The organism is Rhizobium sp. SVR5-9E, from assembly GCF_056755095.1.
Genome location: NZ_JBNDHS010000019.1, coordinates 65,718 through 78,792, shown reverse-complemented (window position 1 = coordinate 78,792; position 13,075 = coordinate 65,718). Strand labels below are relative to the sequence as shown.

15 protein-coding genes and 1 pseudogene are annotated in these 13,075 nt (G+C 60.6%); 6 read left to right on the top strand and 10 right to left on the bottom strand.

The window, feature by feature from the left end:
* The 3 genes from ACPYOJ_RS12055 to ACPYOJ_RS12045 all read left to right on the top strand — a co-directional run.
* Positions 1-1,204: DUF5939 domain-containing protein (locus ACPYOJ_RS12055; RefSeq protein ID WP_481416458.1), on the top strand; the 1,204-nt coding region annotated here is incomplete at its 5' end.
* A 145-nt stretch (positions 1,205-1,349) separates the two neighbouring features.
* Entirely contained in the window at positions 1,350-1,898 is a 549-nt protein-coding gene (locus ACPYOJ_RS12050) for a cysteine hydrolase family protein (protein WP_481416461.1), read from the top strand.
* Between the two features lie 172 nt (positions 1,899-2,070).
* Positions 2,071-3,402 carry an APC family permease gene (locus tag ACPYOJ_RS12045; RefSeq protein WP_481416457.1) on the top strand — a complete coding sequence of 444 codons (1,332 nt, stop codon included), beginning with the start codon at positions 2,071-2,073 and terminating at the stop codon, positions 3,400-3,402.
* 33 nt (positions 3,403-3,435) lie between these two features.
* Here ACPYOJ_RS12045 and ACPYOJ_RS12040 read toward each other — a convergent pair whose 3' ends face one another.
* A complete protein-coding gene (locus ACPYOJ_RS12040; RefSeq protein WP_481416456.1) occupies positions 3,436-4,218 on the bottom strand; it encodes a helix-turn-helix transcriptional regulator in 783 nt (260 codons plus the stop codon).
* A 100-nt stretch (positions 4,219-4,318) separates the two neighbouring features.
* On the opposite strand from ACPYOJ_RS12040, the gene ACPYOJ_RS12035 reads away from it, so the two are divergent.
* Together ACPYOJ_RS12035 and ubiG are read left to right on the top strand one after the other, a co-directional pair.
* Positions 4,319-5,746 (top strand): amidase, encoded by a 1,428-nt coding sequence (locus ACPYOJ_RS12035; protein ID WP_481416455.1) that lies wholly within the window; start codon positions 4,319-4,321, stop codon positions 5,744-5,746.
* 54 nt (positions 5,747-5,800) lie between these two features.
* Positions 5,801-6,547: a bifunctional 2-polyprenyl-6-hydroxyphenol methylase/3-demethylubiquinol 3-O-methyltransferase UbiG gene (gene ubiG, locus ACPYOJ_RS12030; RefSeq protein WP_481416454.1), complete on the top strand. Its 747-nt coding sequence runs from the start codon at positions 5,801-5,803 to the stop codon at positions 6,545-6,547.
* Between the two features lie 4 nt (positions 6,548-6,551).
* Here ubiG and ACPYOJ_RS12025 read toward each other — a convergent pair whose 3' ends face one another.
* From ACPYOJ_RS12025 to ACPYOJ_RS12010, 4 genes are read right to left on the bottom strand one after another with little or no spacing between them, the layout of a single operon-like run.
* Positions 6,552-6,980 (bottom strand): DUF1178 family protein, encoded by a 429-nt coding sequence (locus ACPYOJ_RS12025; RefSeq protein WP_168832581.1) that lies wholly within the window; start codon positions 6,978-6,980, stop codon positions 6,552-6,554.
* Positions 6,977-7,834 carry a carbon-nitrogen hydrolase family protein gene (locus ACPYOJ_RS12020; protein ID WP_481416453.1) on the bottom strand — a complete coding sequence of 286 codons (858 nt, stop codon included), beginning with the start codon at positions 7,832-7,834 and terminating at the stop codon, positions 6,977-6,979. Before ACPYOJ_RS12020 ends, ACPYOJ_RS12025 begins: the two co-directional genes overlap by 4 nt.
* 9 nt (positions 7,835-7,843) lie before the next feature.
* Positions 7,844-8,101 (bottom strand): glutaredoxin 3, encoded by a 258-nt coding sequence (grxC, locus tag ACPYOJ_RS12015; RefSeq protein ID WP_168832583.1) that lies wholly within the window; start codon positions 8,099-8,101, stop codon positions 7,844-7,846.
* Between the two features lie 35 nt (positions 8,102-8,136).
* Positions 8,137-8,913 carry a ComF family protein gene (locus ACPYOJ_RS12010; RefSeq protein WP_481416460.1) on the bottom strand — a complete coding sequence of 259 codons (777 nt, stop codon included), beginning with the start codon at positions 8,911-8,913 and terminating at the stop codon, positions 8,137-8,139.
* Positions 8,914-8,989: 76 nt separating this feature from the next.
* On the opposite strand from ACPYOJ_RS12010, the gene ACPYOJ_RS12005 reads away from it, so the two are divergent.
* A complete protein-coding gene (locus tag ACPYOJ_RS12005; protein ID WP_481416452.1) occupies positions 8,990-9,874 on the top strand; it encodes a methyltransferase domain-containing protein in 885 nt (294 codons plus the stop codon).
* 8 nt (positions 9,875-9,882) lie between these two features.
* Here the strand turns inward: ACPYOJ_RS12005 and ACPYOJ_RS12000 are convergent, their stop codons facing one another.
* From ACPYOJ_RS12000 to argJ, 5 genes and pseudogenes are all read right to left on the bottom strand, one after another.
* Positions 9,883-10,062, bottom strand: coding sequence for a Flp family type IVb pilin (locus ACPYOJ_RS12000; protein WP_168832585.1), 180 nt, complete (start codon positions 10,060-10,062; stop codon positions 9,883-9,885).
* Positions 10,063-10,100: 38 nt separating this feature from the next.
* Entirely contained in the window at positions 10,101-10,418 is a 318-nt protein-coding gene (locus tag ACPYOJ_RS11995) for a hypothetical protein (protein WP_481416451.1), read from the bottom strand.
* A 124-nt stretch (positions 10,419-10,542) separates the two neighbouring features.
* Entirely contained in the window at positions 10,543-10,956 is a 414-nt protein-coding gene (mutT, locus tag ACPYOJ_RS11990; RefSeq protein ID WP_168832587.1) for an 8-oxo-dGTP diphosphatase MutT, read from the bottom strand.
* Positions 10,953-11,773 (bottom strand): annotated as a pseudogene (locus tag ACPYOJ_RS11985) (GNAT family N-acetyltransferase). The gene mutT and the pseudogene ACPYOJ_RS11985 overlap by 4 nt, the downstream one beginning before the upstream one ends.
* A complete protein-coding gene (argJ, locus tag ACPYOJ_RS11980) occupies positions 11,742-12,983 on the bottom strand; it encodes a bifunctional glutamate N-acetyltransferase/amino-acid acetyltransferase ArgJ (RefSeq protein ID WP_481416450.1) in 1,242 nt (413 codons plus the stop codon). Before argJ ends, ACPYOJ_RS11985 begins: the two are co-directional and overlap by 32 nt.
* Positions 12,984-13,075 lie beyond the last annotated feature (92 nt).

Below are 13,075 nucleotides of genomic sequence, written 5' to 3'. Positions count from 1 at the left end.
GTCATGGAACGTACTCTGCCCAGGCTGCGGCGGCGTGCTGGATGCCAATACCTCCCTGAGGACCGTGCAGAGCGACGAGTATAGCTGCGCGCTTTGCGCGGCCGGTTATGAGCCGACGCTGGACGAAATGGTTGAGGTGACCTTCACCGTCAGTCCCCGTGTACGCCACATTGAAGCCCACAATCCTCACGAGTTGCCGCCGTTGGAGTATTACCGGCAAATCTACTGGAGTTCAGGGGTCGATCTGCCCGAGGACGGGTTTGAGGAAAAGATCGACGAATTCATCGTTGAATGCTTGGAACTCCCGCCCGGCGAGAAGGCGGTCATCTCCTTGCAGTTGCCGGCAGAGTTCGTCATCGTCTTCGAGCCGGTCACCCACTCGGCGCAATTTCTCGATGTCAAAGGCGAGCCGACCAAAGAGCGACAGAGTCTTTCGCTCGTATTCGACCGAGCTCACCGGCACAGCGAGCCTCTCGAGCTGCGGCCCGGCCCGATGCGCATTTCGTTGGAAAACCACACCGATGTTCGCACGTTGCCATCGGTCGCCGTTGCAAACGACGCGCTGCACGAATTGCTTGGCCGCCGCCGTCCCTTCCTGACTGCCAAGCGCTTGCTCTCGAACCAGACATTCCGCGATATCTTCCGCACGGACACCATAGAAGTGGACCAGCGTCTGAAGATCACCAGCCTGACCTTCCTCTTCACCGACCTGCGCGGCTCCACCGAGCTTTATGAAAGGGTTGGTGATCTGGCGGCATTCGATCTGGTGAAAACGCATTTCGGTATCCTCAACGAAATCGTGGGAGCGGAGGCGGGCGCCGTCGTCAAGACGATCGGCGACGCGGTGATGGCCACGTTCCCGACTCCGGATCGCGCTGTCGTCGCAGCCATGCGGATGCGCGAGGCGATGCGCAAACTCAACGACGAGCGCGGCAGCGAGGACCTGCTTTTAAAGATCGGCATCCATGAGGGCCCATGCATCGCCGTTAACCTCAACGAGCGGCAGGATTACTTCGGGCAAACGGTGAATATCGCCTCGCGCGTTCAGCACCTTGCCACCTCTCGTGAAATCTTCGCCACCGGCTCCGTGCTTGGCGACCCGAGCGCCTTCAACCTTCTGACGGATCGCGGTCTCAATCCCATATCGCAAAAAGTCGCGCTTCGCGGCATCGCCAACGAAATCAGCATCTTTGCGATCCCCTGAGCCATCACCTCATCGATCCGGACGTGCGCCACTCCATCCTCACCAAGATTGAGGAACCCTTTGACCCTACGCCGAATTAGAGGGTCCGAAGGAGATTCCATTGAATAGCGGCACGCTCGAAAACTGGCGCCATATCTGTGTCGACATGCAACGTCTGTTTGCGGAAGACACGCCTTGGCATGTCGCGTGGATGGATCGCGTGCTGCCGCGGGTGCTTGAGATCGCCTCGAGCTACCCCGAACGCACCATTTTTACGCGCTTCCTGACGCCGGAAACGAAGGACGCGGCAAAAGGCTCTTGGCGCGATTACTATAAAAAATGGTGGATGATGACCGGCGAACATCTGCCGGCGGAGATGCTGGAGCTTGTACCTGCACTGCAAAGGCTGGTGCCGCCGGCTTCCTTATTCGACAAGAAAATCTATTCCCCATGGCTCGACGGCAGGCTCAATATTGCTTTGCGAAGGCAAGCAGTCGAAACGCTGGTGATTACGGGCGGCGAAACTGATGTCTGCGTCATGGCGATGTTGCTCGGGGCCGTCGACCTTAGGTACCGCATCATACTCATCGAGGATGCCCTCTGCAGCGGCGACGACCAAACGCACGAAGCCTCGCTGGAACTGCTGCGAAACCGCTTTTCGGTCCAACTCGAGTTGATGGCCGCGGATGACTTCCTGCGGCAAGCACACGGCTGAGTACCACCATCTCCACATAACACTTTGGGGTTATATTCGACTGCCCCGCGCTCGTTCATCTTTTCTTCATAATAAGAAAATGCAGGCGAGACCTGCGCGGAACAGCTAGGGATGACCTGCACCTGCGCAGTTTCAAAAAAACAAACGACAACTCTTCGCGGAGGCGGAACATATGACTGATAGAGTGAAACTCGACCGGGCGCTCGGACTTTGGTCCGTCGTGCTCTTCGGCTTGGCTTACATGACGCCGATGATCGTCTTCGGCACCTTCGGCGCGCTCGCGACTGTAAGCCAGGGCACGACGGCAATGGCCTATCTTGTTGCGGCAGCAGCGATCCTGCTTACCGCCATCAGCTACGGCGTCATGGCCCGTGTCTATCCGGTGGCCGGATCGGCATATACCTATGCCCGCAAGTCGATCAGCCCCAGCGTCGGCTTTCTCGTCGGCTGGGCGGTACTGCTCGACTATTTCTTCCTGCCCATGGTCATCTGGCTGATCGGTGCCGCCTACCTGACTTCCGCTTTTCCGGCCATTCCGGCTTATGTCTGGATCCTGGGCTTCATCGTGCTCACCACGCTTGTCAACGTCGTCGGCATCGCTTTCGCCAACCGCGTCAATTTTATTCTGATGCTGGTGCAGCTCGGCGTGCTTATCGCCTTCGTCTTCCTCGCCGCACGCTATGTGATCGCAGCAAGCGGCCCGGGCGGCCTGGTTTCCGCGACACCGTTCTTCAAGGCTGACGTCCCGTTCTCGGCCTCCGTCGCCGGTGCGGCGATCGCCGCCTATTCCTTCCTCGGCTTCGACGCCGTTTCGACGCTGACTGAAGAAACCAAGGATGCGAAGCGCACCATGCCGAAAGCGATCCTGATTACGGCGCTTGCCGGCGGGCTGATATTCGTCGTCGCGGCCTACTTCACGCAACTCGCTCATCCGGGCATGGACTTCGTCTCTGTCGACGCAGCAGCAACTGAAATCGCCAAATCGATCGGCGGCGATCTCTTTGTCACGATCTTCCTTGCAACTCTTGTTGTTGCGCAATTCACCTCGGGTCTCGCTGCGCAGGCGAGCGTCGGCCGCCTGCTCTACGCGATGGGCCGCGACAGGGTGCTGCCGTCTTCCTTTTTCGGCAACCTCCATCCGAAGTGGCATACGCCGATCTTGAACCTTGTCCTCGTTGGCATCGTCGGTCTATTGGCACTCACGATGGACGTCACGACCTCGACCTCTTTCATCAACTTCGGCGCCTTTCTCGCATTCACCGCCGTCAACGTCTCGGTGATTGCGCTCTACATGAAGGGTGATGCCCAGGTGAAGCCGCTCGGCGCGCTGATCGGCCTGGTCATTCCAGCTCTGGCTGCAGTCTGCGATCTCTTCTTGCTCTGGAAGCTTGACGTTCACGCCAAGATGCTCGGCCTCTTCTGGCTCCTTATAGGCATCGTCTATCTCGCTTACCTGACGCGCTTGTTCCAGGCGGCTCCTCCCGAGATGGATTTCGCCGAATAACATCAAAACGAGGCCCGGCCGATTGGGCCGGTCTCACGCCAGAAAGAGCCGGAAGAGCTCAGCCTGGCTGGAAATATTGAGTTTCGCGTAAATCTGCCGACGGTGAACTTTGACCGTGTTCAGAGACAGCTCGAGGACCGCGGCAATGGAGAGGTTGGAATGCCCCTTGAGGACCAGCGTGACGATTTCCAGCTCGCGCTTCGTCAGAAGGGGATGCTCGATCCTCGCCGCAGGTGCTGCATTCTTGATCTCCAGCGAAAGGCCGGAAACGTGAAACCAGTGCCGCTCACCGAAAGCACAAACAACTGGAGCGGCGGATTTCAGCCGCTCCAGATCCTCCGTCGAAAAGAGGGGCGCCGATCCGGTGCGCGAGAGCGAAAGCACGGCGGTGAAGCCGTTCTCCAGCATCATGACGAAACCGATCTCGTCGACGATCTCGGTCGCTGCGTAATGCAGCCGGTAATATTCAGACTGCTGGAAATCGTCCGGTGCGATTTCACGCATTACGATCATCCGCTCACTGCGGTGGTTGCGGATTGCGTCGTAAAACGGATCGAGCACGAAGGCACCGGCGAGATAGCGATCGACGATGATCGCGCGCTCGGCAATGATCTTCTCGTTGTAGAGATCGAAGGCATGGCCATCCGGCGAATAGATGAAACCATTCATCATCTGGAAGGATGCAAGCAGGCGGAGCGCCGAAGTCAACGCGTCTGGAAAGCTACGCGAACCGATAGCGTTCGCGGCATTGGCAAGGCTCGCATTCCAGACGTCGAAGGACGGCATCTGGGTGCTTGTTCTCGGAACGGAACTCATGAATGGCCCTGGCGATCAAAAAGCCGCATAACACGGTTTGCGCAGCAAGCACGCTTTGGCACCAAAATGCAATGACCCGATGGAACTGGCAGAGGACACGATGAACACGCCACTGGAAACCGCAACGCCACATCCGCTGGACCTTCCCGCAATGGAAATCGCAAGCGGAATCCGAAGGAGCTTGTTCACCTCCGAAAGCGTGGTGGCCGAATCGCTTCGGCGCGCGAAGGCTGTATGCGAAACCCTGAACCCGTTCACCGTCATCCGTGAGGACCAGGCGCTCGAAGCTGCCCGCGCCGCAGACCGCGCCGTCGCCCGCGGCGAAGCGGTCGGCCCGCTGCACGGAGTGCCATTCGCTGCCAAGGATCTGACCCCGACCGCGGGCGATCTGACGACGCTGGGCTCCTGGACCAAGGGCGATTGGGTGCCCGGCGAAACGGCGCTCTGTATCCGGCGCTTGCAAGCCGCCGGCGCAATTCTGATGGGAAAGACCACCACGCCGGAATTCGCCTTTGCGAGTTTCACCAGCAGCCCTCGCTGGGGTGTAACCCGCAATCCGTGGAAACCAGCGCGGACTTCCGGCGGGTCCTCCGGGGGCTCGGCGGTTGCGGTCGCTACGGGCGTCGTCCCTTTCGCGGAAGGCACGGACATGGGCGGCTCGGTGCGGATTCCCGCGGCATTCTGCGGCACGGTCGGCTTGAAGCCGAGTCTCGGGCGGATTCCGATGACGATCCTGCCGAGCCTCTTCGACAACATCTCGCATTTCGGCCCGCTGGCGCGCACGGTGGGTGACGCCATCGCCTTCATGGAAACGACATGCGGCCCGAGCGACGAGGATATTTCCTCGCTGCCGATCGGCTTTGTGTCGCAAGTGGCGCGAAACGGCAACCTGGAAGGCAAACGCTTCGCGTTGTCGATGGACCTCGGCTACTACCGGATCCAGCCGGAAGTCGCGCAGGTCATACTGGCCGCCGCCGAGGAACTGCGCGGCGCGGGCGCCATCGTCGATGAGGTCCCGATGCACTGGACGCGCTCAGTGAACGACGAATGGTTCGATCTCTGGTGCGTTTTCATGTCCGGTTTCTTTGGCGAAACAATCGCGGAGTACCGGGAAAAAATGGATCCCGCCATCGTTGCTGCGATCGAACGCGGACTTTCGATGAATGCCACCGCCTACAAGCGCGTGGAACTGCTGCGCACGTCGATGTGGCGCGATATGGCAAAGCTTTTCGAATCCTACGACGCGCTGCTTTGCCCCACCTGTGCGATCACCGCGCCGCTCGCCAGCGAATGCGACGATGATTATGTCGGCACCGATCCGGATGGCCGTTTCGTCGGGCTCGACATGACCTGCCCCTTCAACATGCTGCCGCAACTGCCGGCACTTTCCTTGCCGGTCGGGCTGGCCACGAATGGCCTGCCTGTCGGACTGCAGATCGTCGGGCGACGCTTTGCCGACGAGCATGTTCTTGCGATGGGCGCGGCGCTCGAGGCGCGTCTTGCCGTTCCCCGTCTGCCCGCCCCTTGACTTATGCTGCCGATCGTCCGACTTCACTGGACGAGCAAGGCAAGGAGCAGGCGCATGAGCGATGCGGCAAAAAGTACGATCGACCAGAGCGAGGTGGACCGCTTTTCCGCGATGGCGGCGGAATGGTGGAGTCCCACCGGGAAGTTCAAGCCACTGCACAAGTTCAACCCGGTGCGCCTGACCTATATCCGCGACAAGGCCGCCGAGAATTTCGGCCGTGACCCCAAGAACCCGCGGCCGCTGGAAGGCCTGCGCGTGCTCGACATCGGCTGCGGCGGGGGTCTGCTTTCAGAACCCGTTGCCCGCATGGGTGCAACCGTGGTTGGCGCCGATCCTTCCGAAAAAAACATCGGCATCGCTTCGACGCATGCCAAGGCATCGGGCGTCGCGGTCGATTATCGTGCGGTCACGGCCGAACAGCTCGCCGAAGCCGGCGAGATCTTCGACATCGTGCTGAACATGGAAGTGGTCGAACATGTCGCCGACGTCGATTTCTTCATGACGACCTGCGCGAAAATGGTTCGTCCCGGCGGGCTGATGTACGTCGCCACGATCAATCGCACGATGAAGGCCGCCGCTCTTGCGATTTTCGCCGCCGAGAACATCCTCCGCTGGCTGCCACGCGGCACGCATCAGTATCAAAAGCTGGTCCGCCCGGAAGAGCTGGAAAAGCCGCTTGCGACAAGCGGCATGACGATAATCGAGCGCACCGGCGTCTTCTTCAATCCGCTGGCAAACCAGTGGAACCTGTCGAAGGATATGGACGTGAATTACATGCTGCTGGCGAAGCGGCCCGAATAAACGATCAATTCACGTCGTCCGGCAGCACCGGAAGAGCCGCAATTTCAATGCCTTCCTCGACCAGTGCCCGAGCCTCGTCGATCGTCGCCTGTCCGATGATGCCGCGAGCATCCGCCTCGCCGTAATGGATTTTGCGGGCTTCTTCGGGAAATTGTGTGCCTACATCCTCGGCATTGGCCTTGACGTGCGCGATAGCTTTCTTGAGCTCTTCGAAGGCTTCCCGGCGCACCGTGTCCATCGCCAGCGTCTTCTTCTCCTCCTTCTTGCGGGCGGTCGAAACGGAAGGGGCCATCAGCTGCTTCGATATGGATGTGGAGTTGCAAACCGGGCAGGTGAGGAAGCCTGACGCAAGCTGGCGTTCGAAATCGGCACCTTCGGAAAACCAGGCTTCGAATTCGTGGGCATTCTCGCAATTGAGGGAATAACGGATCAAGCGGCGACGCCTCCCACGACTGCCCCCGGGATCTTTTCGATCGAGAATTCCCGCCCATTCTTCAGATTCGGAATCTTGTCATGCGCAGCCTTGACCGCAGCTCGATCGATGTCCGCCACAATAATCGCCTCGCCCGCACCGCCGGCGGAAGCCAGCACCTTCCCCCATGGGTCGATGATCATCGAATGGCCGTAGGTCTCACGGCCGTCCTCATGGAGGCCAGCCTGGGCTGCGGCAATGACGAAAACGCCGTTTTCGATGGCGCGGGCGCGAAGCAGGATTTCCCAATGTGCCTCGCCCGTCTGCCTGGTGAATGCGGCGGGCACTGTCATGATTTCCGCACCGGCAATCGCCTGGGCGCGGAAAAGCGCGGGGAACCGAACGTCGTAGCAAATGGTAAAGCCCATGTCGGCGAAAGGCAGCGACAGGACGCGCGCCTCCGAGCCGGGACGATAAGCGGCACTCTCCCGCCAGCTCTCGCCGTTGTCGAGATCGACATCGAACATGTGAATCTTGTCATAGCGATTGAGGATTCTGCCATCCGGGCCGAAGAGAAAGCCGCGATTGGCGAGCTTTCCGTCCTCGAGCGCGATCGCAGTCGAACCGACATGCACGTAGATGCCAAGCTCAGCGGCAAGTGCGGATGCCGTTTTAACGATGATCTCGTTGGTTTCGTCGCGAAGCACGGCCTTGGCCGCGGCCCGGTCCCGCTGCAGCATGCCGGTCATCTCCGGCGTCTGCACATAGATTGCGCCCTGGGCCGCTGCTTCACGCACCAAGTGCATCATCGAGGCGGCGTTTTTCGCCGGATCGACGCCTGAACACATCTGAATGGCAGCGGCCTTGAACGTCATCGGTCTTCCTCAGCCTACCAGCATGGGGTCGAGCTTGCCGGCCCGATCGAGTGCGTAGAGATCGTCGCAGCCGCCGACATGCTGCGCGCCAATGAATATCTGCGGAAAGGTCGTCCGGCCGTTCGCCTTGCCAATCATCTCCTGGCGAAGGTCCGGCGAAAAGGTCGCGTCATGTTCGACATAGTCGACGCCCTTCTCCGTAAGGAGGGACTTGGCGCGGGCGCAATAGCCGCAGAACTGCCGCGTATAGATGGTGACGGGTGCCATGCTTGGTCTCCGGATGGATGCCGTTTTTGTTTTTGTCATATAGGTTCTGAAAGAGCCCTTGCAAAGGTCAAAACCGTTATGTCCGCGGCACCCGCTTTGCGAAGCACGCGGCTTGCCGCACCGACGGTCGCGCCGGTCGTGTAAACGTCGTCGACAAGAACGATCCGCTTGCCGAAGACATCGTTTTCGCGGCCCTTGGCGATCCCAAAAGCGCCCCGCACATTGTCCTCGCGCGCCTTTGCGCCGAGCCCGACCTGCTGGGTGGTGCGCTTGACGCGCAGCAACGTGGCGGGCAACAAGGGCTTTCCGGACAGATGAGCGATATGCCGGGCAAGCTCTGCCGCTTGGTTGAACTTGCGGGACAGCATTCTTCCCCGGTGAAGCGGAACCGGGACCAGTGCATCGCAGACCTCCACCATGCCGTCGCTTGCACGAAACATCCAGCCCGCCATCATCGGCGCCAGATCGGTCCTGTCGCGATATTTGAGGCCATGGACGAGATCGCGGACGGCGTGATCATGCGTTGCGACCGAGCGAAGGCGATCAAACACCGGCGGATTGGCGATTGCCTCGGCGCTCAGGATGCCCGAGCCGAGATCATGCGAGAACGGCAGCCCGAGCACCTCGCAATAAGGCCGCTCGATGAAGCGCACGCCGGACCAGCATTTCGGACAAAGCCCGCGGTGATCCGCAGTCATGACACCACACGCGGCGCAAGCCGGCGGATAGAGCAGGTCGGCAAGCATGGAAAACGGCCGCAGGAAATGCGTCCATTGTACCGCCCTCGGCCGTTCAAAATTGATGAGCCCCATCGGCGGAGAGTAGCGGTTTCCCGGCAAAAGGAAAATCCGGCTTGCCGCCTTTCGCCTGCGGGACTATGGACATCGCATGGACATGATCTTCGACCGGGCCGTGATCGCAGCAAACCGCCGTCGTGCGCGGAAAAACGCCGATCCGAAAGCCGCCTTCCTCCTGGATATCGCCGCCGAGGAGCTTGCCGACCGGCTGGCTGTCGTCGAGCGCCATTTCGAAACCGCGGTGGAACTGCATGGCATGACCGGCGCAGTGGCGCGGGCGGCGATTGCCACCGGCAAGATTGGCGCGATGAAGCGGATAGAGACGGAGCAGGAATTTGCCGCGCCGGGCGAAGCGTTGGTCACGGCGCCGCTCGAGGATCTGCCGCTCGAACCACAATCGGCCAATCTGGTTCTCGCGCCGCTCAACCTGCATCTCACCAACGATACGCCGGGCGTGTTCATCCAGATTCGTCGCGCGCTGAAGCCGGATGGCCTGTTTCTGGCGGCGATCCCCGGCGCGGGGACGCTTCAGGAGCTCCGGGACGTCCTGCTTGCAACGGAAGCGGAAATGACCGGAGGCGCGAGCCCGCGTATAATCCCCTTCCCGGACGTGCGTGACGTCGGCGGTCTCCTCCAACGCGCCGGTTTCGCGTTGCCGGTGATCGATGCCGAAACCTATACCGTGCGCTATGATTCCATCTTTCCGTTGATGAAGGATTTGCGCGCCATGGGCATGGCCAATCCGCTCGCCGCCCGCAGCCGGAAGCCGCTCACCCGCGCATTCTTTCTCCGCGCAGCCGAAATCTACGCGGAGCGTTATTCCGATCCGGACGGCAGGATAAGGGCGACATTTTCGATCATCTATGCATCGGGGTGGGCGCCGCATGACAGTCAGCAGAAGCCGTTGCAGCCTGGCTCGGCGAAGGCGCGGCTTGCCGACGCTCTGCGCGTGGACGAGCACAAGCTGAAGCCGTAGTCAGAGTCTCAGTTCAGCGTCGCGTGATTGGCGAGGTTGTTGGACACCGTGTCGAAGGTGTCTTGCAGGCTGTTGCCGAAGGTTGTCAGTCCACCGATAAGGGCCGCTGAAATCAGGGCTGCCAAGAGACCGTACTCGACGGCCGTCGCGCCACGCGCGTCTGCAACAAAAGCCCTCAGCCTACGCATGCCCAACCTTTCCCGCCATCGGCGGATATCCAATTTCGTCAGCAGCCCGTGCCTGAGCCGTACCCCTGGACCACACAGACGGAGCCCGGCGTCTCCTGCAGAACGCTGCGGCGGATCGTATATCGTTTGCCGTTTTCCTCTTTCGGAATCGATCCGGTCGTGATCGTATCGAACTCAGCCGGCGCACTGGCAAAAACGCTTGACCTGGACTTGTCGGCGAGCATCGGCGTGAGGATAAGCGTCAAGGCGACGACTGCGGTCCCGAAGAGCAAGGCAAGGTTGAGCGCGCCCGTCCTGCGCGAGGCATTCGAGCTCTGTTCTTTCTCCCGGACAGCTTTCCAGAAATCGTCGTCCATGCGTCAAGCCCTTTACAGATACGCGAGTTGCTTGATTGAGGCCGATACTTGGCAGAAGGTGATAAATGATCGATTAACGGTCACTGCCGAAATCAACATTTTGCCCTAAGAAAGTAACAATTCGCTAAAGGAGATCCTGCAGCATCGGGATCAACGGCTCATCGGCGGGCGGCATCGGATAGTCCCTGAGAGCCATGGGTTTTACCCATTTCAGAGCCTGGCCTTCCCTGCCCTGCGGAATGCCCTCATAACGCCGGCAGACATAGAGCGGCATCAGCAGATGGAATGTGTCATAGCTGTGGCTGGCGAATGTCAGCGGCGCGAGACAGGCAACCTTGGTCTTGATGCCCAGCTCTTCCTCGAGTTCGCGTACCAAGGTCTCCTCCGGCGTTTCGCCCGGCTCGACCTTTCCACCAGGAAACTCCCACAGACCGGCAAGCGACTTTCCTTCGGGCCGCTGCGCAAGAAGAATACGGCCGTCGGAATCGATCAGCGCGCAGGCGGCAACCAGGACGATCTTCTTGCCGGTATCGCTCATTGCGCCTGTTCCTGCCGCCAGTAGCTGTAGCGATAGGCTTCGCGGAAACCGAGGCGTTCGTAGAGCGCCAGCGCCGGCGCGTTCGTTGCCTTTACCTGCAGCCACGCGGAGCGGGCGCTTCGCATGCGCGCCCAGCGAAGCGCGGAAGTCAGTATTTCAAGGCCTAATCCTTCACGGCGCCGCTCTTTGGCCACCGAGAGCGACATGATGCCGGCGAGATCATTGTCCTGAACGCATAGCACGGTCGCAAGCGGGCCGGTTGCCGGGTCTTCGATCATGAAGAGACCGCACGGCGGCTTGATCGCGTTGATGATCTCCGCAAGTGCGGGCTTCAGCTTCACGGGAGCCTGATCCGTCGCCAGATTGGCATCGACGAAGCGGCCGACGTCATGGGTCGGGAGATGATCGAGCGTGTCCGGCAGCTCGGCATGCGCCAGCTCGCAGGTCATGACGACCGTCTCGTCGAAATGCGTCCATTGCTGCTCTCTGACGAAATCAATCAGCACCGGCGAGGCAAGCGGCGTTTGGCGCAGAACGGCGGCGCGACCATAGGCTTCAAACTTGCGGCTTGCCTTCTGCAGCCGGACCACGGCATCGCGATAATCGGACGGATCGAGCGGCACGATCGAATTCAGGCGGTTTGATGGATGGCCAGCCGTCAGCCTTATCTGCCAGCTGCCATCATATTGCACGGTCGAGGCCGGCCACGCCCGGAAACCGACAGCTTCCAGCCTGCGTACGAGTGGCAGATTTGCTTTCTGTGACAATGGTTCAGACAATGACGATCAGCTCCGGTAGTCGCCGTTGATCGCCACATACTCTTTTGTGAGGTCGCAGGTCCAGACCGTAGCCTCGCCCTTACCGAGACCGAGATCGACCTTGACCGGAATGTCCTGCTTCTTCATGACATTCGAGGCTGCTTCCTCCGAATAATCGGGGTCGCGTTCGCCGTTGACCGCAACCCGGATATCACCGAACCAGATGGCGAGCCGGTCGCGATCGGCCATCTCGCCAGCCTTCCCGACGGCCATCACGACGCGGCCCCAATTGGCATCTTCGCCTGCAGCGGCCGTCTTCACGAGAGGCGAATTGGCAATCGAGAGCGCGACGCGCTTGGCAGCCGCATCGCTCTCGGCGCCCGTCACGGTGATTTCGAGCATCTTTGTGGCGCCCTCGCCGTCGCGGCAGACCTGCAGCGACAGGTCCTTCAACACTTCGTTGAGCGCCTTGCGGAAGCCGGCAAGCCGCGGGTCGTCGGCATGCTCGACACGAACCTGACCGTCTTCCGCAGCGGCAGCTGTGGCGAACAACATCAGAGTGTCGGAAGTGGACGTATCGCTATCGACCGTCATCGAATTGAAGGTCGGCCCGACCCCGTCGGAAAGCAGGGACTGAAGGGCGATCGGAGCAATATCGGCATCGGTGACGACAAAGGAAAGCATCGTCGCCATGTCGGGCGCAATCATCCCGGCGCCCTTGGCGATTCCGTTGATCGTCACCCTCACGCCGCCAATGTCGGCGGTTCCCGTGGCGACCTTCGGATAGGTGTCCGTGGTCATGATCGCTTTGGCGGCTTCGAACCAGAAGTCCCCGGTCGCCTCCACATGCATCTTGTCGAGAACGCCAGCGAATTTCGTCGCGTCCAGCGGCTCGCCGATCACGCCGGTCGAAGCCAGATAGACTTGGTTCTCCGCGCAGCCCACGGCGGCAGCCGCCGACTTCGCCGTCAGCGCCGTTGCCTGGCGTCCCTTCATGCCCGTGAAGGCATTGGCATTGCCGGAGTTGACGACAACGGCGCGCGCCACGCCATGGGGCAGGTTGGCTCGGCAGAAATCAACCGGCGCGGACGGGCACTTCGAGCGCGTGAAGACACCCGCAACGGCCGCCGGCTTGTCGAAGACCATCATCAAGACGTCCGTCCGATTCTTGTACTTGATCCCGGCGGAGGCCGTCGCCATGCGCACGCCCCGGAGAGCCGGCATCGTGGCAAAGGTTTTCGGAGCGAGTGGAGACACGGTAGCGGACATCATCATACCTGCTTAAGAGCATTTTGCCGGTGGCGTAAAACCGCCTCACCACCCGGAAATGCGACAACAAACAATAATAGTGAAGGGCCCGG

Coding starts and splice junctions, on each gene's coding strand:
- ACPYOJ_RS12050 (WP_481416461.1), top strand. CDS start 1,350: ATGCAACGTCTGTTTGCGGAAGACACGCCTTGGCATGTCGCGTGGATG.
- ACPYOJ_RS12045 (WP_481416457.1), top strand. CDS start 2,071: ATGACTGATAGAGTGAAACTCGACCGGGCGCTCGGACTTTGGTCCGTC.
- ACPYOJ_RS12040 (WP_481416456.1), bottom strand. CDS start 4,218: ATGAGTTCCGTTCCGAGAACAAGCACCCAGATGCCGTCCTTCGACGTC.
- ACPYOJ_RS12035 (WP_481416455.1), top strand. CDS start 4,319: ATGAACACGCCACTGGAAACCGCAACGCCACATCCGCTGGACCTTCCC.
- ubiG (WP_481416454.1), top strand. CDS start 5,801: ATGAGCGATGCGGCAAAAAGTACGATCGACCAGAGCGAGGTGGACCGC.
- ACPYOJ_RS12020 (WP_481416453.1), bottom strand. CDS start 7,834: ATGACGTTCAAGGCCGCTGCCATTCAGATGTGTTCAGGCGTCGATCCG.
- grxC (WP_168832583.1), bottom strand. CDS start 8,101: ATGGCACCCGTCACCATCTATACGCGGCAGTTCTGCGGCTATTGCGCC.
- ACPYOJ_RS12010 (WP_481416460.1), bottom strand. CDS start 8,913: ATGGGGCTCATCAATTTTGAACGGCCGAGGGCGGTACAATGGACGCAT.
- ACPYOJ_RS12005 (WP_481416452.1), top strand. CDS start 8,990: ATGGACATGATCTTCGACCGGGCCGTGATCGCAGCAAACCGCCGTCGT.
- ACPYOJ_RS12000 (WP_168832585.1), bottom strand. CDS start 10,062: ATGCGTAGGCTGAGGGCTTTTGTTGCAGACGCGCGTGGCGCGACGGCC.
- ACPYOJ_RS11995 (WP_481416451.1), bottom strand. CDS start 10,418: ATGGACGACGATTTCTGGAAAGCTGTCCGGGAGAAAGAACAGAGCTCG.
- mutT (WP_168832587.1), bottom strand. CDS start 10,956: ATGAGCGATACCGGCAAGAAGATCGTCCTGGTTGCCGCCTGCGCGCTG.
- argJ (WP_481416450.1), bottom strand. CDS start 12,983: ATGTCCGCTACCGTGTCTCCACTCGCTCCGAAAACCTTTGCCACGATG.